Genomic DNA, 20891 nt, shown 5'->3' with positions numbered 1-20891 from the left:
GGCAATTCTTGCAATTTGATGAAGAAAAACTTTGTGCCTTAAAACTTAAACAGTTTCTTTATCAAAAATCAAATCCAATCCTCCAGTAATTAAATGTGCAATTTCAGGACGTTTTACTTTCAATTGATCCAAATAAACCAATACTTCTTGCAAAAGTTGTTTTTCTTCAGAATCTTTCAAAAGTTCTGTAATTTCAACAGACAACAGCCAATCATTTGAATGATTGTTTTTTAGATTTTCAAAAACAGATTTCAGCTCTTTTTTAGAATCTTTATTTTTTCTAAGATCTCTTACTTTAGCATATAAACCTTCTAAATCATCACGTTCTTCAGAATGTTTTGCTTTAATAGTTTTCGTTGTTGGTACTATATTGATTAAGTCAAAGCTATTTACATCTGCAGGACCAGAAAATGCCGAAACGACTTTTTTACCAATTGCCATATCGTAATTTCCCCAATCTGGCTGAAACAAAATAGTTTCGCCATGCGTTACAGTACAATTTCTAAAGCTAATCAGAATAATTTCTCCGTGTAAGTTTCTAGATCCTGTAATAATTTCACCTTCAACAATAATATTACCCTCAAATTCCAGTTTTACCGTTTCGTTTTCTACAATACTGTAAGCTTGTAAATCTTTCGGGCTCATATCTTCAATGGCAAGATTAAAGCCTTTTAGTTTTCCAATCGGACTTCCAAAACCATGTGGATGTGTTAAAGTTCCGTGGCCGACTAATTCTTTTTCGCGGTAAGCTAAAGCTGTTTTTCCAGTCGTTTGTATGTAAACCGGTTTTCCTTCATCTTCAAGAACATTGGTAAAAACTCCTGAAATTTGTAAACCAGTACTTAACTCAATTGTTCCTAAAGCATTTGACTGAATCAGTTTTTTAATTCCAGAAAGACCTCCAGTTCGCAATGCCATTTTATTAGCAAACTCTTCCAGAATTAAGCTTAAATAAGAAAAAGTAGGTGTTACATAAAGCTGCGGCTGTAGCTGCGTAATATCAAAATTTTGATTTGCAGCCGAAATATCATAAGGGATTTTCTTTACATTATCTGTCATGCACCAAGCACTTTCTCCAATTGACGAAAGTAATCCTGCACCGTAAATTTTTGGGTCTTCGACAGTTCCAATCAAACCATATTCAACCGTCCACCAATGCAAGTTTCGAATTTGAGCCATTTCAGACAATTCGCCCATATCGTTTTGCAAATCGGCAACCGCTTTTTCAGCCTCGTCAATTTTTTCCTGCGGCGTATCTTCAGCTTCTTTCAAAATAGAAAGCAAACGAATCGCTTCATACATTTGGTAATCCTTATGAGATGAAATCGCTTTACATCCAATTTCGCCAAAACGTCTTAGATATTCTGCGTATTCTGGATTGGCAATAATAGGAGCGTGACCTGCACCTTCGTGAATAATGTCTGGAGCAGGAGTATATTCAATATGTTCTAATTGTCGAATATCCGATGCAATAACTAAAACATTGTATGCCTGAAATTCCATAAATGCATTTGGCGGAATAAATCCGTCAACAGCAACAGCAGCCCAGCCAATTTCAGTTAGAATTCGGTTCATTCCATACATACTGGGAATAGAATCTATTTCGATTCCTGTTTTGCGTAAACCTTCTAAATACGAATGATGCGCTACTTTTGAAAGATAATCTACATTTTTGCGCATAACGTATCTCCAAACCGCTTGATTAATTGGAGTGTAATCACTATAATCTTGAGGTTTAATAAATTGCTTTAAATGTTTTGGCAATCTCTCTAAAAGCGGATTGGTTTCTATATTTGGATTCATTTCGAAAACGTTCTAGGTTAAAATGTAAAATTACGAATTTAAACCACCTTTTTTGTGATAATAATCACAAAAGTTTTGTTCGAAAATGCCCTTTATTGCGTTTTTGTAGATTTTAAAGGAAGTTTACAGATTAGGCGCATATTGTAATTATTACCTAAATTAAATTGAGTTTAAGTAATAAAGTACTATTGCGATTGTATTAAAATATTGCTCTTTTAAGATTTATTAATTGCATTTTTTAGTTCATTTTCAACATTTCTAAAATGTTCAATTTTATGATTAAACATATAAGCCATGTTTGTTGCACGCATTTTAGCTTCTTCGGTAATTTCTCCAGCAAACTGCGCATCGATTGTAGTATTGAAAATTTGAATCCAACGGTCAAAATGAGTTCTATCTACAGGTAATTGCTTGTGAGGCGGAAATGGCGTGCCTGAGTAAGCACGAACATCAAATAATATAGTCTGCCAAAAACCGTACATTTTTTGCAAATGCGGTTCCCAGCGATCTTGCAGTTTATCATTGAAAATTGGACCAATAAGATCGTCTTTTCTAACATTATCATAAAAGCTCTTAACCATTTGTTTTATGTCTTCTATGTTTGAAATGTCTTTAAGCGTTTCCATGTTTTTCTAAATAAAATTGATTTGCAAAAATACGTTATAACTTCTTCTTTATTTGCTGATATTTATCAGGCAGGAAATAATTACCCAATTAGCTGCGTAAACAAATCCTGATTGTCGTTTAAATATTGAAATTCAAACCCATATTGCGTCATTTTCATTTTGATAGCCATAATATCTTTTTTGTTTTTCAACTCTAAACCAACGACAACAGACCCTACTTCTCGGCTGTTTTTCTTAGCAAATTGAAAATAAGTAATATCATCATCCGGACCTAAAATGTTGTTTACAAACTCCTTTAAAGCTCCCGGACGCTGTGGAAATTGAATCATGAAATAATGCATTAAACCTTCATAAAGCAGTGAGCGCTCTTTTATTTCGGCAGTTCTTTCAATGTCATTATTGCTTCCGCTGACAACGCAAACCACCGTTTTTCCTTTTATTTTATCTTTATAAAAATCCAGCGCAGCAATTGTTAATGCACCCGCAGGTTCTACAACCATCGCTTCTTCATTGTATAAACGTAAAATGGTTGTGCATACTTTTCCTTCTGGAACGAGAATAATATCTTCAAGATTATAACGACAGATTTCAAAAGTTTTATCGCCAACTTGTTTTACAGCAGCGCCATCGACAAATTTATCTATTGTTTTTAAGGCAGTATTTTTATTTTCTTCAATAGAAGTTTTCATCGAAGGAGCGCCTTTTGGTTCAACGCCAATGATTTTAGTATTTGGGCTTAAATGTTTAAAAACTTCAGACAATCCAGAAGCCAGTCCGCCGCCGCCAATGGGTACAAAAACATAATCTATAGGTTCTATATAACTTTCGAGAATTTCTAAACCTACAGTTCCCTGTCCGGCAATTACTTTTTCATCATCAAAAGGATGGATAAATGTTTTGTGGTTCTTGATAGCATCTGCCGTTGCCGAAGCATAAGCATCATCAAAAGTATCTCCGGTTAAAACAATTTCTACAAACGATTTCCCGAACAACTGCACTTGTTTTACTTTTTGCTTTGGCGTGGTTTTTGGCATATAAATTTTGCCTTTTATTTGCAGCAGATTACAAGAATAAGCCACACCTTGAGCATGATTTCCCGCACTGGCACAAACAATTCCGTTTACTTTTTCTTTTTCAGTTAATGAAGAAATCTTATTGTAAGCACCTCTAATCTTATAAGAACGTACGATTTGTAAATCTTCTCTTTTTAGTAAAATAGTCGATTTAAATTCGTCTGAAAGATTTAAATTTTGGGTTAAAGGCGTTGCCGCAACTACATTTTCGAGCTGTTTTTTTGCGTTAAGTACTTCGTTAAATAAACTCATGTTGTTTTGTTTTTTGCCACGAATTACATGAATTGACACTAATTTTATCCTCTAAGAGAAAAAGTAATTCGTGAAAATTTGTGTAATTCGTGGCTATTTTAAATCATTTTTAAAATAAAAAACCTCCCGATGTGGGAGGTTCTTATAAATTATATTTTACATACTTATATAACACCTCGCCATTATTGCTGAATTGCAATAATGCTGATAATAGCGATAATAATGTTGTTAAAGTTTGTCATTTTTTATATTAATTGAATAGCAAAAGTAAATAATTATTTTTTTACAGGAGGATATTGAGCTAAAATTTTGCCTACAAATTCTGCAATTCGCTCATCTTTTTTATCGATGTTTCTAGTTAAAACACCAATTCCCTCACCTTGCCAGATCATTTCTTTCTTTTTTGCATCAATTAGGTCGATGTATAAAGTTCCTTCAGTAGAAGTAGAAACAGTAGTTTGGTTTCCGCCGTACATCATATAAGGATTCCATCCCCATCCCCAGCCATAACCCCATCCGGCGCTAAATTGATTTACATCAACCTGCTCTCTGGATTTGGTAAAAATATTTACCAATAAGTCTGGATTATCACTTTTTGTAAATCCTTTTGCTTGCATTTGTTGATCGATTGCGCGAAGAATACGTCTTTTATCCAAATCAGAAATTTCGACTTTATCAATTCCAGGTTTAAAGAAAGCATACGTTTTATAAGGCGCAAAATCGACACTTTTGTCGTAATCAGAATATACAGTAACACTGCTGCATGACGATAAGATCATTAGCAGAAAAATCGGAACTAATTTGAATGTTTTCATAGTTATAAAAAATTTAATGTTCTCTTTTGTATTTATCAGGCTAAGCGAAATAGAAGATTTTTTGTTGTTATAAGCCTTCGATTTCGCTCAGGATGACATTTTATTAAATAATAAACATCTTTTTAATTAAAGCAGACTTTCGTCAACAATATTAGGCAAAGTTACTTTTAATAATGGCTCTACTTGCATAGCTCTTTTTATGGCAAAAATTGCTTCATCATTTCGAGCCCAGCTTCGTCTTGAAATTCCGTTATTAACATCCCAAAAAAGCATTGATGCTAAACGTTTTGAAGCCTCCTTAGAACCATCAAGAACCATACCAAAACCGCCGTTTATAACCTCTCCCCAGCCAACTCCGCCGCCATTATGAATAGATACCCAAGTTGCACCTCTAAAGCTGTCGCCAATCACATTATGAATCGCCATATCGGCTGTAAAGCGTGATCCATCATAAATGTTTGACGTTTCTCTATAAGGAGAATCGGTTCCAGAAACGTCGTGATGATCGCGTCCTAAAACAACAGTACCAATTTCGCCTTTTGCAATCGCCTGATTAAAAGCTTCGGCGATTTTAATTCTTCCTTCAGCATCAGCGTAAAGAATTCGAGCTTGAGAGCCTACAACAAGTTTGTTTTCCTGAGCGCCCTTTATCCATTTTATGTTATCCTGCATTTGCTGCTGAATTTCATTTGGAGCTGTTTTTGCCATTTCCTCTAAAACTTGACTTGCAATTGCATCTGTTTTTTGCAAATCTTCTGGTTTTCCTGAGGTACAAACCCATCTAAAAGGACCAAATCCGTAATCAAAACACATTGGCCCCATAATATCCTGAACGTAACTAGGATATTTGAAATCGATATTATTTTCTGCCATTACATCTGCGCCAGCGCGTGAAGCCTCAAGTAAAAAAGCATTTCCGTAATCAAAAAAGTACGTTCCTTTTGCCGTATGTTTATTAATCGCGGCAGCATGACGACGCAATGTTTCCTGAACTTTTTCTTTGAATAATTCTGGATTGTTGGCCATCAAATCATTTGCCTCTTCAAAAGAAATTCCAACCGGATAATAACCACCAGCCCAAGGATTATGAAGTGAAGTTTGATCTGAACCTAAATCAATTTTGATGTTTTCTTGATCAAAACGTTCCCAAACGTCAACAACATTTCCTAGATAAGCAATTGAAACTGTCTCTTTATTGGCTTTCGCCAAAGCTACTCTCGCAACCAATTCATCTGTAGAAGTTACTACTTCATTAATCCATCCTTGCTCATGGCGAATTTTAGTGATTTTTGGATTTACTTCGGCACAAACCGTAATACAACCTGCAATATTTCCAGCTTTTGGCTGAGCACCAGACATTCCGCCAAGACCAGAAGTTACAAATAAACTTCCTTCGGGATTTTGTTTTATTTTTCTAAAGCCGTTTAAAACTGTAATCGTAGTTCCGTGCACAATTCCCTGCGGTCCGATGTACATATAACTTCCTGCCGTCATTTGTCCATATTGTGAAACGCCAAGCGCATTCATTTTTTCCCAATCGTCAGGTTTAGAATAATTTGGGATAACCATTCCGTTTGTAACCACAACTCTCGGCGCTTCTTTATGCGAAGGGAATAATCCCATCGGATGTCCAGAATACATTGTTAAAGTCTGCTCATCTGTCATTTCAGATAAATATTGCATCGTCAATAAATACTGTGCCCAGTTCTGAAAAACAGCTCCATTTCCACCATAGGTAATCAATTCGTGCGGATGCTGTGCAACAGCATAATCCAGATTATTCTGAATCATGTGCATAATTGCTTTTGCCTGCAATGATTTTCCTGGATACTCGTTAATTGGTCTTGCGTACATTCTATAATCTGGACGAAGACGATACATATAAATACGTCCGTATTTTTCTAGTTCTTCCGAAAATTCAGGAATTAGTTCAGCATGATGTTTGGGTTCAAAATAACGCAAAGCATTTTTTAAAGCCAGTTTTTTCTCTTCTGCCGAAAGAATTTCTTTTCTTTTTGGAGCGTGATTAATAGCTGGATCATATGTTGCTTTTGGAGGTAATATTGAGGGAATTCCTTGCTGTATTTGTTCTTTGAAAGTCATTTTCTTTTAAGGTGCTGAGTTGCTAAGGTTCTAAGACGCTAAGGTACTTTTGTTAGATTAACAACAGATTAATTTTTTGTTCTTTAGATTATGTCGCCCCGCTGGGGCTAAATTCTGACCGATAAATTTTATTTCTATAAATATTTCGCTCCTAACGGAGCTGTATTAAGCTTTGGAAAGACGAAATATTTGTAGAAAACAATATGGTCAGTTGGTAAAAGCTCCATAGGAGCGAAATACCTGTCGATGTAAATTCGATCTGAAATAATTCTCATTCTCAAATTGACTCATCGGTACATTTTCTAATTAAAAAAACTAAGGATAACGGATATCCGACCTATGATAGGATTTGTGGATCTTAATCCTGAATTTTCTTGAATGGATATCCATATAATATTTTAGATTATTGATTTTAGATTGGAATTTGGAATTTCAAAAATTGGAATTTATATTAATTATCTAATTTTCAAATTGCCATATTAACTAATTTGCTTTTTTTCTGATTTCTCCAGTTCGTTTATCAAAGCCGTACGGACAATGACGGCAGCCGCTTTTGCAGCAATAACCACGTTTTAAATGATGTTTTTCCGTAAAGCATTTGTAACCTTCGGGTGTATAGTAAAAATCTTCACCTTCGATTAATTTATTTTCATTACTTTGCTCTTTCATAAATCTGCTTCGCGTTCAGTTTTAATAAATATTAAAATCAAAAATAGAAATAATTGATTATGATTTTAATGAAAATGAACAATTTTATAGCTACAAATTTATAAATTTTATAGCCAATGTTTCTGATTGTTAGCAAATATTTAATTCCAAAAGGATATCGCGGAATGGCTGTATTTCCGTTTGTTTTGATGAAATATGATTTTGATAAATCAAATGGCGTTTTTATTAATCATGAAAAAATTCATTTAAGACAGCAGTTAGAATTTTTAATAATTCCGTTTTTCATTTGGTACGCTTTCGAATTTCTATTTCGCTTAATTCAGTATAAAAATAAAGATCTGGCATATCGAAATATTAGTTTTGAAAGAGAAGCTTACCATAATGAAACGAACTTAAATTATTTAAAAAACAGATCTTTTTTTCGGTTTTTAAATTATATCAAATTAAAATGAATCCAGTTTTCAATCAGTCTATTAATATTAGTTTTCCAGATGATATTTCTTTGACTATAAAGCGAGAAGATTTAATTCATCCGTTTGTTTCGGGGAATAAATTTAGGAAATTAAAATACAATTTAATTCAGGCGAAAGCCAAGAATCATAGTACTTTATTGACTTTTGGCGGTGCATTTTCTAATCATATTGCTGCGGTGGCGTATGCAGGAAAAGAGCAGGGTTTTAAAACTATTGGAATTATTCGCGGCGATGAGCTTGGAGATAAAATTGAAGAAAATCCAACTTTGAAATTTGCTCAGGAAAACGGAATGCAGTTTGAGTTTGTTTCGCGAGAAGATTATCGCCTTAAGAGTGAAAATACGTTTATCGAGCAATTAAAAAACAAATTTGGTGATTTTTATTTAGTGCCTGAAGGCGGCACAAATGAACTCGCTGTAAAAGGCTGTGAAGAAATTTTAACACAAGAAGATGTTGCTTTTAATTATGTTTGCTGTGCTGTTGGAACTGGAGGAACTATTTCGGGATTAATAAATAGTTCAGCGGAAAATCAGAAAATTTTGGGCTTTCCAGCGTTAAAAGGTGACTTTTTACAAGATGAAATTCGTATTTTTGCCAAACAAGATAACTGGAATTTAATTTCTGACTATCATTTTGGAGGTTATGGCAAGATAAATTTAGAATTAATCGAATTTATAAATGCATTTTTTGAAAAAACAAAAGTGCCCCTAGATCCAATTTATACAGGAAAAATGGTTTTTGGCGTTATAGATTTAATAGGCAAAAAATATTTTCCTGCACATTCAAAAATTTTACTTATTCACACAGGTGGATTACAGGGAGTTGATGGAATGAATATGAAGTTGATGCAGAAAAAATTACCAATACTTAAAACGAATGATTAAAAAAATTGTACTGCTATTTACGATATTGGTTTTGGCAAGCTGTTCTTCTAGTAAACCAGTTATTGCTACAACAAAAAAAGCAGCTGCGGTTCAGAAACCGCGAGTAGCGACGACTAAAAAAACTACTCCTGTTAAACCAATAGGTAAAAATTATCCTTCTACAAATAATACAACTGAGGTTATTCATTCTACTTCAAAAACAGTTGTAACCAATGATTTAATTAATAATTATGTTTTGCAGTATAAAGATATTGCAATTGGAAACATGAAAACATACGGAATTCCGGCTAGTATAATTTTGGCGCAGGGAATTTTAGAATCAGGTGCGGGAAAAGGTGATCTGGCACTTGAGGCTAATAATCATTTCGGAATTAAATGCCATAAAGATTGGCTGGGCGAAAGTGTTCGTCACGATGATGATTCGGCTCAGGAATGTTTTAGAAAATATCCAGAACCGGCAGAATCTTATAGAGATCATGCTTTATTTTTGGTTGGGAAAAAGAGATATGAGTCTTTGTTTACTTATGAAAAAGACGATTACAAAGCTTGGGCAAAAGGACTTAGAGCTTGTGGCTACGCAACAGATCCGAAATATCCAGACAAGTTAATCAGTTATATTGAGCGCTATAATCTACATCAATATGATTGTCAGGTTACAGGAAGAAACTATGTGCCAATAAATACCTCGAATCCGCCAAAAAAGTCATCTTATGATGCAGCTTCTGATCCAAAAATCAATATGAGTCAATACGATCCGAATTTGTATGAGGTTCAAAAAGGAGATACGCTATATTCAATTTCAAAGAAATTCAATTTATTGGTTGAAGATTTAAAAAGAAAAAATAATCTGACTGATAATGCAATTTCGATTGGGCAGAGACTTAAGGTTAAGTAATTAAGTGGGCAGTTTTTTAGTGTTCAGTCCGTTTCAAATAATCTAAATATCAGAAATCTAATATTATAATGTTATATAAAAGAAGTAGTCAGCTTTTTGCTGAAGCAGAAAAAGTAATTCCAGGTGGTGTAAATTCGCCAGTAAGAGCGTTTAAAGCAGTTGGAGGAACTCCAATTTTTGTCAAAAGTGCCAAAGGTGCTTATTTATATGATGAAGACGGAAACAAATTAATAGATTATATTAATTCTTGGGGACCAATGGTTTTAGGTCATGCGTATCAGCCAGTTGTTGATGCAGTGATCGAAAAAGCAAAACTGGGAACTTCATTTGGAATGCCGACTGAATTGGAAACAGAAATTGCAGCTTTGGCTGTTTCTATGGTTCCAAATATTGACAAAATTAGATTTGTAAATTCAGGGACAGAAGCTTGTATGAGCGCAATTCGTTTGGCTCGCGGATTTACAAAGAGGGATAAAATTATCAAATTTGCTGGATGCTATCATGGACATTCTGATTCGTTTTTGATTCAGGCTGGAAGTGGTGCTGTAACTTTTGGTTCGCCAAACAGTCCAGGCGTTACAGAAGGAACTGCAAAAGATACTTTGTTAGCAAAATACAATGATCTAGAGAATGTAAAAACTTTAATCGAAGCTAATAAAGGTGAGATTGCTGCTATTATAATTGAAGCAGTTGCAGGAAATATGGGTTGTATTCCGCCTGCAAAAGGTTTCTTAGAAGGTTTAAGAGAATTGTGTACAGCAAACGGAATTTTACTGATTTTTGATGAAGTTATGACAGGTTTCCGTTTGGCTCGCGGCGGTGTTCAGGAATTGTATAATATCAATGCTGATATTGTAACTTTCGGAAAAGTAATTGGCGGCGGATTGCCAGTTGGAGCTTTTGCTGCACGCGAAGAAATCATGAATTATTTAGCGCCTCTAGGACCAGTTTATCAAGCAGGAACATTATCTGGAAACCCGTTAGCAATGGCTGCCGGCTATGCAATGTTGAAAGCGTTAGATAATGATCGTGAAATTTTTACTCGTTTAGAAGAAAAAACTGCTTATTTAGAAGCTGGAATAGACAGGGTTTTAAAAGCAAATAATGTTGTTTTTACGATCAATAGAGTAGGTTCGATGATTTCTGTTCATTTTGATGCAAATCCTGTTGTAGATTTTCAAACTGCTGCAAAAGGAGATAACGAAACGTTTAAAAAATTCTTCCACGGTTTATTGCAGGAAGGTGTTTATATTGCGCCATCAGCTTATGAAACATGGTTTATAACAGATGCTTTGACGTATGAAGATTTAGATTTTACAATTAATGCGATTGATAAAGTTTCGAAAACATTTTAATTCATAGTAACTATTTATTTTAAAAGGTTTGACTTTACAAAAAGTCAAACCTTTTTTATTGTTGTAAACTTTATTTTATATTTAGTTAATAAAAAGTTAATGACAACTAAAAGACTTGTATAATTGCATTCAAAAATTATTTTTGTTTAACAAATAACCATTAAAACCTATAATAAATGAAGAAAATTTTCATTTTTACTGCAATGGCAGTTTTTATGTTATTTCCTGAAAGTCAGTTTGCCCAATCGACAAAAAAGAAATCCAAAAAAGAAGAGAGCGCTGGAGCTCCAGCAGAAAAAAAATCTGATTCTTCTATCAAAGAGTACAGTAAAGTAATTACCAAAGATGCCGTTTCTGACGAAGGTCTTTTTACGGTTCATAAAGTAGATAAAAAGTTTTACTTCGAAATCCCAAATAAATATCTAAACAAAGATATGCTTTTGGTAAGCAGATTGTCTAAACTGCCTTCTAATCTTGGAGGAGGTTATGTAAATGCTGGTTCTGAAACAAATGAACAGTTGATCGTTTGGCAGCGTTTTCAGGATAAAATTCTAATCAAATCAAAATCATATAATGCTGTTGCAAATGATACTTTACCGATAAGTATTTCTGTTAAATCAAATAATTACGATCCTACATTATTTGCTTTTGATATTGTTGCTTTTAGTAAAGATTCTGCAAATACAGTTATCGATGTTACTAAATTTTACAGTACAGATGTAAAAGCAATCAGCGGGATTTCTGGTCAAATGAGAGAAACGTATAAGGTAAAAGGACTTGATGATTCAAGAAGTTTTATTAATACGATTAAAAGTTTTCCTATGAATATTGAAGTGATTCAAGATATGACTTATAATGCCTCAAAACCTTCAATGTTAGAAGAAACAGAGTCAATTAGTATTCAGATGAATCAGTCTATGGTTTTACTGCCAGAAGTGCCGATGAAACCTAGATTAGCAGATCCACGTGTAGGATGGTTTACCATTAGCCAGTACGATTATGGAAGCAACGAATTGAAATCGGATCTTAAAACGTATATCAGAAGATGGAGATTAGAGCCAAAAGATCCTGAAGCTTACGCAAGAGGAGAATTGGTTGAGCCAATAAAACCAATTGTATATTATTTGGATCCAGCTACGCCGGAAAAACTTAAAAAATATATTAAACAAGGAATTGAAGAATGGCAAAAACCTTTTGAAACTGCTGGTTTTAAAAATGCTATTATTGCCAAAGATGCTCCAACAAAAGAGGAAGATCCTGATTTTAGCCCAGAAGATGTTCGTTATTCTGTAATACGTTATGTTGCCAGTACAACAAGAAATGCTGTTGGCCCTAGTGTTTCTGACCCTAGAACTGGAGAAATTATAGAAAGTGATGTTATCTGGTATCACAATCATTTGCGTTCATACAGGAATCGTTATTTGTTAGAAACGGGAGCTGCAAATCCATCAGCTAGAACATTGCAGACTAGTGATGAAGAAATGGGAGAAATGATGCGAATGGTAATTGCTCACGAGGTTGGTCACGCATTAGGTTTTCCTCATAATATGGGAGCAAGTTGTGCTTTTGATACAGAAAGTTACAGAAATGGTGATTTTACACAACAAAACGGTATCGCAGCAAGTATAATGGATTATGCGAGATACAACTATATTGCGCAACCTGGAGATAAAAATGTTCGTTTTATTCGTAAAATGGGTGCTTACGATCATTACGCTTTAAATTGGGGTTATAGAGTAATTCCAAATTCGAAATCTCCTCAAGACGAAACGCCAACGTTAGACAAATGGATTTTGGATAAAGCTGGAAATCCTATTTACAAATATGGTAAACAAAGCAGTACTTTCGATCCTTCTTCTCAAACAGAAGATATTGGAAATAACTCAATGAAAGCAAGTTCTTACGGATTAAAAAATCTTGAATTTGTTGCCAGTCATTTAAATGAATGGACGAGTAATGTTACCAACAACTATGAAGATTTAGATGAATTATATAAGGAATTATTGGATGTTTGGAGCCGTTATGTAGGTCACGTTGTAACAAATGTTGGCGGAGTGAACGAAAACCTTAAAAATCCAAATCAAGCAGGAAATGTATACGAAGTTGTTCCAAAGGCAAAGCAAATCGAAGCAATGAATTGGTTACAGACAAATGCTTTTGCTTCTCCAACTTGGATTGTAAATTTAAATACTTTAAAGAATACTGATTATGCTGGATATACTGAAAGGTTTAGAAATTTACAAGTTAGACATCTAAATAACTTATTAAGTTTAGGACGTATTGGAAGATTAATGGATAATGAAATTTTGGGTGCTGATACTTATAAAGCTTTGGATTTCTTTAAATATATGAGAAAAGGAATTTGGAAAGAGGCTGGCAGCGCAGCAAATGTTACCATTTATCGTCGAAATCTTCAACGTGCTTATATCGACAGAATGGGAACTTTGATGACAGAAGAGATGAAACCAACAGAAAGATCATCGGGTTATTATAATGTTTCTCAGTCTGATCTTAGAGCTTTAGTACGTGGAGAATTAAATACATTAAAAAAATCGCTTACGGCAGCAAAAGCATTAGGAACAAATGCAGAAACAAAATATCACTATGAAGATTGTATTAAAAGAATTGATTTAATTCTAAATCCTAAGGTGTAGATTTATACAAATAAAAAGAGGCTTACGAGCCTCTTTTTTTATTCTTGGTCTTTTCGTTCTTTCATTTTATTTTTCATCTTATCTTGATTTTCTTTCTGAATGTTTTTCCATTTACTGTATTGGTCCGCATTCAAAATTGCTTTCATTTTTGCATCATTAGCCTCTTTTTCGTCGATCATTTGTTTTTTGAAAGCTTCTTTTTCGGCAGCTGTGGGTTTTACATTGCTGTCTTTTTTGTCTTTTCTGACTTCTTTAAACTTTTCAGCTTTAGCATTACGATCCGCTAAAAGTTGTTTTACTTGTGTTTGTTGATTGGCATCTAAATTTAACTCAGAAGTTAGTTTTTTTAACTGCTTTTCACTGCGCTGTTCTGGAGTTAATCTTTCTTTATGCTCACGCATAGGTTTTTGGTCGGCTTCTTGTGCAAAGCTTGCTATTCCAACAAATAGCAAAGCAGCGATAAATAATTTTTTCATGATGTAAGTTTTTTAATTGTTTATATCGATTAGACAATGTTAAAATCAATAGGTTTAATTAACTAAGTTAGAATTGTGCTTTATTTAACAAATTGAAACGTAAAACTTTAAAGCTTTATTTTAAAAGAAGCATCTAGAATTATTTTTGTATTTTTAAGGTATAAACAAATTAAAATCCAAGAACAATTCATTATGAGTTTAGTTACTACAATCAGCGGAAGTAAAATCGCCTTTTTTTCAACACAGCCTTACGATAAATCTTTTTTTAATAAATACAATGCCGATTTTGGTTTTGAATTGGATTTTTTTGAAACGCAGCTTAATCCTCAGACTGTTATTTTAATTGAAAATACCGCTGTTGTTTGTGTTTTTGTAAACGATATAGTAAACGAAACTGTAATTAAGCAGCTGGCAGAAAAAGGAGTAAAAATTATTGCATTACGTTGTGCAGGTTTTAACAATGTCGATTTAGAAGCAGCTAAGAAATATAATTTAAAAGTTTGCCGCGTTCCTGCTTATTCTCCGCAAGCTGTTGCAGAACATGCAATGGCAATGATTTTAACATTGAACAGAAAAACGCATAAAGCGTACAATCGTGTTCGCGAACAAAATTTTTCTCTAAACGGATTGTTAGGTTTTGATTTGTTTGGAAAAACGGTTGGAATTATTGGAACTGGAAATATCGGAAAAGCTTTTGCTAAAATAGCTTTAGGTTTTGGTTGTAAAGTACTGGCTTATGATATTATTACAAATGATGAAATGATAAAGGACGGTGTGGCGTTTGTATCGCTGGAAACGATCTTTAAATCAAGTGATATTATCTCGCTCCATTGTCCGTTAAATGCTCAAACAAAGCATGTTATTAATAAAGATTCAATTGCGTCTATGAAAGATAATGTGATGATTATTAATACAAGTCGAGGCGGATTGATTGAAACTGCTTCGGTTATTGAGGGCTTGAAAGAAGGTAAAATAGGTTATTTAGGAATTGATGTTTACGAACAGGAAGAAAAATTGTTTTTCAGAGATTTATCTGCAGATATTATTCAGGATGATGCTATTCAAAGGTTAATGAGTTTTCCTAATGTTTTGGTAACAGCACATCAGGCATTTTTTACCAATGAAGCTTTAACTCAGATTGCGTTGGTTACTTTTAATAATATTAAAGGATTGTTGACTGAGAGTGACATTGAAAATAAGGCAGCTTTGCTTGTTTAGAATTGATTATAGAGATATAAAATTTAAAAGAACAAACTATGAAAAGTAAAATCGTAATTGCAATTGCAATTTTGGCATTGTATTCATGTCAAAATAAAACAGAATCGAAAAATATAGTAAAAACTATTGTGCAGGATACTTTGTCTAAAACATTGGGAGGAACTGCAAATCTCAACGAAGCGCCTCCAAGAGATGATAAAGCAGTCGAATTGATTAGGAAACAATTAGGTGTTTTGTTGAAGAAAGATATTCCAGTTATGACAAAAGACGATCGTTATTTTTATTATCAAGAATTTGATTTGAATAATGATAAGAAAAACGAATATTTTGTGGGTTTCTCAAACTCTTATTTCTGCGGAAGCGGAGGCTGTTCAGGATATATTTTAAATAATGATGGAAGTGTAATCAATCGTTTTACTGTAACCGATTATCCAATTTACGTAACCACTTCATCAACTGAAAAGTTTTATGATCTTATATTTGAAAGCGGAGGAAAATTTCATCTTTTAAAAATGAAAGGCGGAAAATACCCTTCAAATCCATCTGTTCAGGAAGTTATAAAAGGTAATGTTCCTAAAGAAAGTACAAAGGTTTTGGATGTTAATTCTAAAAAATTAGAGAAATATTCTTTTTAAAAATAAAAAACCCGACAGATTTTTAAAATCTGTCGGGCTTGAATATTGTTATATTTTGGAATTTGGAATTTTTAAAATAAGGCTGTAAGTTTCTTATTTATTGTTCTTTAACCTGTTGTTTGGCGCTTAAAAGATTTTTGATTAATCTATATAAAGCCATGAGTAAACCGCCTCCGAAAAATAATATTCCAGCGTAACCAATTATCATTTTGATTACCAGATTCCCTCTTTTAAATTCTTCAGGATATAAAACCAGAAATAAACAATTTAAAACAAAGATTAAGCATCCAAAAAACATTGTAATATTGGTTTTAAAGCTGTCTTTACTTTTGTCAATTTTATTTTCTGTTATAAGATAATAGATGCAGCCTAAACCTCCAAAGAGAAGTATGCCGCTAAGATATTTAAGTCTCATTTTGAATAGAATTACTTCTGAAAATTGTAATTCTGGATTTGTAAATGAATCAATTAATTCATAAACAGAAAGAACTGTGAATAAAATGAATATTGTATAAAGGAAGTACTTTTTAATTTTTGGCATAAATGTTTCTAAGTCAGTAAATTTAAATAAAAAACCCGACAGATAATCTGTCGGGTTTGTATTTTATAAAAACCCATTTTTGAAATTTAGAATTTTCAAAAATGGGGATTTTAATAATCTATCCTACCAATTCCACAAATTTAAATTCACCTTCAACGGCAACTTTAGTCAAACCATGTTTTGATAAATTTTTCATAGCTGCATCCCATTTTTTACCGCTTAAATTAGCTGTAACTTTTAGTTGTGCAAGATCCATTTTGTTTTCGTTCTCTTTAAGGAAGTGAATAATTGCTTTCTCTTCGTCAGATAATTCAATTAATTGTTTTTTCTCCGGACGCATTTGCGGGAACAATAAAACTTCTTGAATAGAAGCATTGTTTGTTAAATACATAATCAAACGATCCATTCCAATTCCCATTCCAGAAGTTGGAGGCATTCCGTACTCAAGTGCTCTTAAGAAATCTTCGTCGATAATTCCGTTAGCTTCATCATCACCCTTTGCAGCCAAACGCATTTGATCTTCAAAACGCTCTCTTTGGTCAATTGGGTCGTTTAATTCAGAATAAGCATTTGCAATTTCTTTACCACAAACCATTAATTCAAAACGCTCAGTCAAGTCTGGATTATCACGGTGCTCTTTACAAAGCGGAGACATTTCTTTTGGATAATCAGTAATGAAAGTTGGCTGAATATAGTTTCCTTCGCATTTCGCTCCGAAAATTTCATCAATCAATTTTCCTTTACCCATTGTTTTGTCCACTTCAATTCCCATTCCTCTTGCCGCTTCAAACAATTCTTCTTCCGTTTTTCCAGAAATGTCAAAACCAGTAAAATGTTTAATAGAATCCGTCATCGTAACACGAGCGTAAGGCGCTTTAAAGTTGATTTTGTGTTCGCCAAAAGTAACTTCGCTAGTTCCGTTTACGGCAATTGCACAATGCTCTAATAAGCCTTCAGCAAATTCCATCATCCAGTTGTAGTCTTTGTAGGCTACATATATTTCCATTGCGGTAAATTCAGGATTATGCGTTCTATCCATTCCTTCGTTACGGAAGTTTCTAGAAAACTCATAAACACCTTCAAATCCACCAACAATTAATCTTTTTAAGTATAACTCATTCGCAATACGCATATAAAGCGGAATATCAAGCGAATTATGATGCGTTATAAAAGGTCTCGCCGAAGCACCACCAGGAATTGACTGTAAAACTGGGGTGTCAACTTCAAGATATCCTGCATCGTTAAAATAACCACGCATTGCTGTAAACAACTTTGTACGTTTGATGAAAGTTTCTTTTACTTGTGGATTTACAGTTAAATCCACATAACGCATTCTATAACGTAATTCAGCATCATTAAATGCATCGTGAACGTTTCCTTCTTCGTCAACTTTTGGTAACGGAAGCGGGCGTAATGTTTTACTCAAGAAAGTAAAACCGCTTACACGAATACATTTTGCTCCAACCTGAGTTGTAAACAATTCACCTTCTATACCAATAAAGTCACCTAAATCAGTTAATTTTTTAAATACTTGGTTGTATAAAGTTTTATCGTCGCCTTCACACAAAACATCACGATTCACGTACAATTGAATACGTCCTTCGCTATCCTGTAATTCAGCAAAACAAGCTTTACCTTGATCACGAACACTCATCAAACGCCCCGCAACGATAACCTTCTTACCTTCTTCAAACGACTCCTTTATTTGCTTCGAAGTATGATTTACAGGAAAAAGATTAGCTGGATAAGGATTGATTCCTAAGCTGCGTAAGTTTTGAAGTTTTTCTCTTCTGATGATTTCTTGTTCTGATAATGCCATTTTTGTGCTTTTTTTAAGAGTGCAAAGATAAAGAAAAGAATGTAGATTTTAGAATGCGTATTTTAGAATTTTTGCAGCAGCAATTTATTGTATTTCAATCCCCTTTTGCCCCGTATAGATTGGTGTGGGGACTCTGTATTGTTTTAAAATAAAATAGTTTTGTAAGAAATTGAATCAGAATCTAGTTATCTTAGCGACTCATAAAAACTCAGAATCTCCTAAAAAATGAAATTTATATCAGCCTTTTTATTACTAATTCTGCTTACAAGCTGCACTATAACTGAAACGATAATAATAAACCCAGACGGAACTGGAAATATTGAAGTTTACAGTCTTCGGGATGAAAATAGTGTTATGCAGTTAGGGAGAAATAGTTCTGATTCAGAGAAATTTATAGATACCATATTTGTTTTTAAAGATTATATTACTAAGTATCAAGAAACTTTTGTGAGATATAGTAAAACAGATCAGGCATTATTTCAAGAACATTCTAATGTGAAAATGCATGTGAAAATGGATCCAATTCAGATGGAGAATTTTAATATTGTTTCGTGTGATTTTAAAAAGATAGAAGAAGTTCCTAATGTTTATAAAAGCCTTAGTTTAGCTAGTTGTTTAAAAGAAAATTATACGGTAGTTCAGCCGTTTTATAAAATAAAATACAGTTTTGATGGTGTTACATTTAGAAGAAATTTGGTAATCACTGATCAAGAAAAATTTGATGAGAGAAGGAAAGAAGTAGAGGGCAAAAAAAATGTATTTTCTAACTATAAATTGAAACAATCTTATGTTTTAAACTACTATTTTCCAAGAAAGATAAAATCGATTTCAAACGAAGAAGCGGTTATAAGTGCCGATAGAAAATCGTTAAGTTTAGAATTTCAGCTTTCAGACTGCCTGCAAAATCCTAATAGGACAAATTTGGAAGTGATTTTAGAATAAAACTTAAATTATTATCAAAAGAAGGTATCTTCGCGGCTTACTAACCAAAAATTTAAAATCATGAAAAAAGGACTGTTTTATATCCTTGCAGTATTATGTATGTCAAGTTGCACCATTAAAGAAAAAGTGGTTATAAATGAAGATGGCTCGGGATCTTTTTCGTATGGATTTGACATGGCGGGAATGTATAAAATGGGAATGAAAAGTTCGGATTCTTTAAAGGATAAAAAGGTTATTGATACTACGTTTAATTTTAAAGAATTATTTGATAAAGCAAAAGATAGTATAGCAAAATTGCCGGCAGCAGAGAAAGAAATGCTTAAGGTTTTGGAGAATTTTAAAATCAGCTTAAAGGTGAACGAAGAGCAGAAGCAAATGGAGTATAATATGATATTTGATTTTCCTAATTTAAACAGTATTCAGAAAATGGCATCTCCAACTCAGGCGATGGAAAAATTAGCTCTTTCTGATAAAAAGCGACTTGGAGCTTTAAGTGCAGCACCAAAATCTGAAGATAACAACTCTACTTCGTTTCTTTATGATGGAAAGAGTTTTACTAAAGTGATTTCGAGTACAGAGGATAATAAAAAAGCAGTTTCGAAGCCTAAAAAGAAAAAGGGAAAAGAGGAAGATGATCCTTTTTCTAAGAAAATGGATGATATGATGAAGGAATGTAAATATTCTATGGAATACCATTTTCCTAAAAAGATAAAAACGGTTTCTTTGAAAAATGCTGTAATTGCTGCTGATAGAAAGAGTTTTGTTTATGATGTTCCTTTAGAGAATATGCAGGATAACAGCAATATGAATATTGGGTTTAAGGTAATATTCGAAGATTAGAAAGCAGGTTTACAAAGTAATATTCTTTTGAATAGAGTTCGTATATTTGATAAAAAAATTACACAACGATGAAATTATTAAAATTATTAAGTTTTTCTTTTTTATTAGCCTTTTTAACAAGTTGTACTTTTACTGAAAGTATTTATATCAATGATAACGGAACTGGAAAATTTTCTGTAGATATGGATGGTTCTGCCTTGATGGAAATGGCTGGCGATCAAATTGGAAGTCAAATGGGAGCTGATGCCAAAAAAGATATTGATTCTAGTTTTACTTTCAAGCAATTGTTTGAAGAGAAAAAAGACAGTATTGCCAAGTTGTCTCCAGAAGTTCAGAAAGAGTTGAAGAAACTGGAAAGTTTTGCTGTTCATACTAAAATGAGTAGTGAAAAAAAGCAATTTTTAATGACTTTATCGACTGATTTTAAAAATGTAAATGAACTGCAGGATATTTTGCAAACTGCCAATGTGCTTCAAAAACTTGAAGGAGGAGCAGGAGCAAGTCCGTTAGGCAATGGTATTGGGAACAATAATAGTGTATTGACTTATACATATGATGCTAAAAAGTTTACTAGAAAGGCTATAATAGATCCTAAGAAAGTTGCCGAAATGGTTAAAGATTCTGCTGGAATGTCAAAAATGATGTTTGCATCTTCAACTTACGTTGTGAGTTATCATTTCCCGAAAAAAATCAAAAAAGTATCAAATCCGAATGCATTATTCAGTGACGATCGAAAATCAATTACAATTCAATACCCTTTTACGGATTATATGGAGAATCCTGACAAACTCAACTTTGAAGTAGAGTTTGAAAAATAA

The 20891-nt window shown here is 33.3% G+C and carries 19 protein-coding genes; 10 read left to right on the top strand and 9 right to left on the bottom strand.

Annotated features, from left to right (window positions below; all coding sequences use genetic code 11):
* Positions 1 to 45: 45 nt before the first annotated feature.
* The 6 genes from BOW57_RS14005 to BOW57_RS13980 all read right to left on the bottom strand — a co-directional run bounded on the left by BOW57_RS14005 (position 46) and on the right by BOW57_RS13980 (position 7341).
* Positions 46 to 1803: an aromatic amino acid hydroxylase gene (locus tag BOW57_RS14005; RefSeq protein ID WP_129055091.1), complete on the bottom strand. Its 1758-nt coding sequence runs from the start codon at positions 1801 to 1803 to the stop codon at positions 46 to 48.
* Positions 1804 to 2018: 215 nt separating this feature from the next.
* The gene (locus BOW57_RS14000) at positions 2019 to 2429 is read right to left on the bottom strand and encodes a group III truncated hemoglobin (RefSeq protein ID WP_129055089.1); all 411 of its coding nucleotides are present in this window, start codon (positions 2427 to 2429) and stop codon (positions 2019 to 2021) included.
* A gap of 80 nt (positions 2430 to 2509) precedes the next feature.
* Complete coding sequence (gene ilvA, locus BOW57_RS13995; RefSeq protein ID WP_129055087.1) at positions 2510 to 3754, bottom strand: threonine ammonia-lyase IlvA; 1245 nt, start codon at positions 3752 to 3754, stop codon at positions 2510 to 2512.
* A gap of 275 nt (positions 3755 to 4029) precedes the next feature.
* Positions 4030 to 4569: a DUF4136 domain-containing protein gene (locus tag BOW57_RS13990; RefSeq protein ID WP_089053882.1), complete on the bottom strand. Its 540-nt coding sequence runs from the start codon at positions 4567 to 4569 to the stop codon at positions 4030 to 4032.
* A 126-nt stretch (positions 4570 to 4695) separates the two neighbouring features.
* Positions 4696 to 6672 (bottom strand): urocanate hydratase, encoded by a 1977-nt coding sequence (locus BOW57_RS13985; RefSeq protein ID WP_129055085.1) that lies wholly within the window; start codon positions 6670 to 6672, stop codon positions 4696 to 4698.
* Positions 6673 to 7155: 483 nt separating this feature from the next.
* Entirely contained in the window at positions 7156 to 7341 is a 186-nt protein-coding gene (locus BOW57_RS13980) for a DUF5522 domain-containing protein (protein WP_073418076.1), read from the bottom strand.
* Positions 7342 to 7457: 116 nt separating this feature from the next.
* Here BOW57_RS13980 and BOW57_RS13975 point away from each other — a divergent pair, with 116 nt between their 5' ends.
* From BOW57_RS13975 to BOW57_RS13955, 5 genes are all read left to right on the top strand, one after another.
* Positions 7458 to 7793 carry a hypothetical protein gene (locus BOW57_RS13975; protein ID WP_129055083.1) on the top strand — a complete coding sequence of 112 codons (336 nt, stop codon included), beginning with the start codon at positions 7458 to 7460 and terminating at the stop codon, positions 7791 to 7793.
* A complete protein-coding gene (locus BOW57_RS13970; RefSeq protein ID WP_129055080.1) occupies positions 7790 to 8698 on the top strand; it encodes a 1-aminocyclopropane-1-carboxylate deaminase/D-cysteine desulfhydrase in 909 nt (302 codons plus the stop codon). Before BOW57_RS13975 ends, BOW57_RS13970 begins: the two co-directional genes overlap by 4 nt.
* Entirely contained in the window at positions 8691 to 9593 is a 903-nt protein-coding gene (locus BOW57_RS13965) for a glucosaminidase domain-containing protein (protein WP_129055078.1), read from the top strand. Before BOW57_RS13970 ends, BOW57_RS13965 begins: the two co-directional genes overlap by 8 nt.
* Positions 9594 to 9661: 68 nt before the next feature.
* Entirely contained in the window at positions 9662 to 10948 is a 1287-nt protein-coding gene (gene hemL, locus BOW57_RS13960; protein WP_129023216.1) for a glutamate-1-semialdehyde 2,1-aminomutase, read from the top strand.
* A 176-nt stretch (positions 10949 to 11124) separates the two neighbouring features.
* The gene (locus BOW57_RS13955; RefSeq protein WP_129055076.1) at positions 11125 to 13602 is read left to right on the top strand and encodes a zinc-dependent metalloprotease; all 2478 of its coding nucleotides are present in this window, start codon (positions 11125 to 11127) and stop codon (positions 13600 to 13602) included.
* A 38-nt stretch (positions 13603 to 13640) separates the two neighbouring features.
* On the opposite strand, the gene BOW57_RS13950 is transcribed toward BOW57_RS13955, so the two are convergent.
* Positions 13641 to 14078: a hypothetical protein gene (locus BOW57_RS13950; protein ID WP_129055074.1), complete on the bottom strand. Its 438-nt coding sequence runs from the start codon at positions 14076 to 14078 to the stop codon at positions 13641 to 13643.
* A 192-nt stretch (positions 14079 to 14270) separates the two neighbouring features.
* On the opposite strand from BOW57_RS13950, the gene BOW57_RS13945 reads away from it, so the two are divergent.
* Positions 14271 to 15296, top strand: a complete 1026-nt coding sequence (locus BOW57_RS13945; protein WP_129055071.1) for a 2-hydroxyacid dehydrogenase — start codon at positions 14271 to 14273, stop codon at positions 15294 to 15296.
* Positions 15297 to 15334: 38 nt separating this feature from the next.
* Positions 15335 to 15931: a hypothetical protein gene (locus BOW57_RS13940; protein ID WP_129055068.1), complete on the top strand. Its 597-nt coding sequence runs from the start codon at positions 15335 to 15337 to the stop codon at positions 15929 to 15931.
* A 97-nt stretch (positions 15932 to 16028) separates the two neighbouring features.
* On the opposite strand, the gene BOW57_RS13935 is transcribed toward BOW57_RS13940, so the two are convergent.
* Both BOW57_RS13935 and lysS read right to left on the bottom strand, forming a co-directional pair.
* Entirely contained in the window at positions 16029 to 16472 is a 444-nt protein-coding gene (locus BOW57_RS13935) for an STM3941 family protein (RefSeq protein ID WP_129055066.1), read from the bottom strand.
* Positions 16473 to 16590: 118 nt separating this feature from the next.
* On the bottom strand, positions 16591 to 18291 hold the full coding sequence (gene lysS / locus BOW57_RS13930; RefSeq protein ID WP_129055064.1) for a lysine--tRNA ligase: 1701 nt from the start codon (positions 18289 to 18291) through the stop codon (positions 16591 to 16593).
* 225 nt (positions 18292 to 18516) lie between these two features.
* Here lysS and BOW57_RS13925 point away from each other — a divergent pair, with 225 nt between their 5' ends.
* The 3 genes from BOW57_RS13925 to BOW57_RS13915 all read left to right on the top strand — a co-directional run bounded on the left by BOW57_RS13925 (position 18517) and on the right by BOW57_RS13915 (position 20891).
* Positions 18517 to 19233 (top strand): hypothetical protein, encoded by a 717-nt coding sequence (locus tag BOW57_RS13925; protein ID WP_129055062.1) that lies wholly within the window; start codon positions 18517 to 18519, stop codon positions 19231 to 19233.
* A gap of 60 nt (positions 19234 to 19293) precedes the next feature.
* Positions 19294 to 20073, top strand: a complete 780-nt coding sequence (locus tag BOW57_RS13920; RefSeq protein WP_129055060.1) for a hypothetical protein — start codon at positions 19294 to 19296, stop codon at positions 20071 to 20073.
* Positions 20074 to 20141: 68 nt separating this feature from the next.
* Entirely contained in the window at positions 20142 to 20891 is a 750-nt protein-coding gene (locus BOW57_RS13915; RefSeq protein ID WP_129023208.1) for a hypothetical protein, read from the top strand.

It is taken from the genome of Flavobacterium sp. YO64, from assembly GCF_004119505.1.
Lineage (GTDB): Bacteria > Bacteroidota > Bacteroidia > Flavobacteriales > Flavobacteriaceae > Flavobacterium > Flavobacterium oncorhynchi.
This window is presented reverse-complemented; position numbering and strand designations above follow the sequence as displayed.

What these genes read in the sequence shown, in the direction of transcription:
- BOW57_RS13980 (WP_073418076.1), bottom strand. Translation starts at nt 7,341, where the DNA reads ATGAAAGAGCAAAGTAATGAAAATAAATTAATCGAAGGTGAAGATTTT.
- BOW57_RS13985 (WP_129055085.1), bottom strand. Translation starts at nt 6,672, where the DNA reads ATGACTTTCAAAGAACAAATACAGCAAGGAATTCCCTCAATATTACCT.
- BOW57_RS14005 (WP_129055091.1), bottom strand. Translation starts at nt 1,803, where the DNA reads ATGAATCCAAATATAGAAACCAATCCGCTTTTAGAGAGATTGCCAAAA.
- BOW57_RS13915 (WP_129023208.1), top strand. Translation starts at nt 20,142, where the DNA reads ATGAAATTATTAAAATTATTAAGTTTTTCTTTTTTATTAGCCTTTTTA.
- BOW57_RS13950 (WP_129055074.1), bottom strand. Translation starts at nt 14,078, where the DNA reads ATGAAAAAATTATTTATCGCTGCTTTGCTATTTGTTGGAATAGCAAGC.
- BOW57_RS13925 (WP_129055062.1), top strand. Translation starts at nt 18,517, where the DNA reads ATGAAATTTATATCAGCCTTTTTATTACTAATTCTGCTTACAAGCTGC.
- BOW57_RS13940 (WP_129055068.1), top strand. Translation starts at nt 15,335, where the DNA reads ATGAAAAGTAAAATCGTAATTGCAATTGCAATTTTGGCATTGTATTCA.
- BOW57_RS13935 (WP_129055066.1), bottom strand. Translation starts at nt 16,472, where the DNA reads ATGCCAAAAATTAAAAAGTACTTCCTTTATACAATATTCATTTTATTC.
- BOW57_RS13970 (WP_129055080.1), top strand. Translation starts at nt 7,790, where the DNA reads ATGAATCCAGTTTTCAATCAGTCTATTAATATTAGTTTTCCAGATGAT.
- BOW57_RS14000 (WP_129055089.1), bottom strand. Translation starts at nt 2,429, where the DNA reads ATGGAAACGCTTAAAGACATTTCAAACATAGAAGACATAAAACAAATG.
- hemL (WP_129023216.1), top strand. Translation starts at nt 9,662, where the DNA reads ATGTTATATAAAAGAAGTAGTCAGCTTTTTGCTGAAGCAGAAAAAGTA.
- BOW57_RS13975 (WP_129055083.1), top strand. Translation starts at nt 7,458, where the DNA reads ATGTTTCTGATTGTTAGCAAATATTTAATTCCAAAAGGATATCGCGGA.
- BOW57_RS13945 (WP_129055071.1), top strand. Translation starts at nt 14,271, where the DNA reads ATGAGTTTAGTTACTACAATCAGCGGAAGTAAAATCGCCTTTTTTTCA.
- BOW57_RS13990 (WP_089053882.1), bottom strand. Translation starts at nt 4,569, where the DNA reads ATGAAAACATTCAAATTAGTTCCGATTTTTCTGCTAATGATCTTATCG.
- ilvA (WP_129055087.1), bottom strand. Translation starts at nt 3,754, where the DNA reads ATGAGTTTATTTAACGAAGTACTTAACGCAAAAAAACAGCTCGAAAAT.
- BOW57_RS13955 (WP_129055076.1), top strand. Translation starts at nt 11,125, where the DNA reads ATGAAGAAAATTTTCATTTTTACTGCAATGGCAGTTTTTATGTTATTT.
- BOW57_RS13965 (WP_129055078.1), top strand. Translation starts at nt 8,691, where the DNA reads ATGATTAAAAAAATTGTACTGCTATTTACGATATTGGTTTTGGCAAGC.
- BOW57_RS13920 (WP_129055060.1), top strand. Translation starts at nt 19,294, where the DNA reads ATGAAAAAAGGACTGTTTTATATCCTTGCAGTATTATGTATGTCAAGT.
- lysS (WP_129055064.1), bottom strand. Translation starts at nt 18,291, where the DNA reads ATGGCATTATCAGAACAAGAAATCATCAGAAGAGAAAAACTTCAAAAC.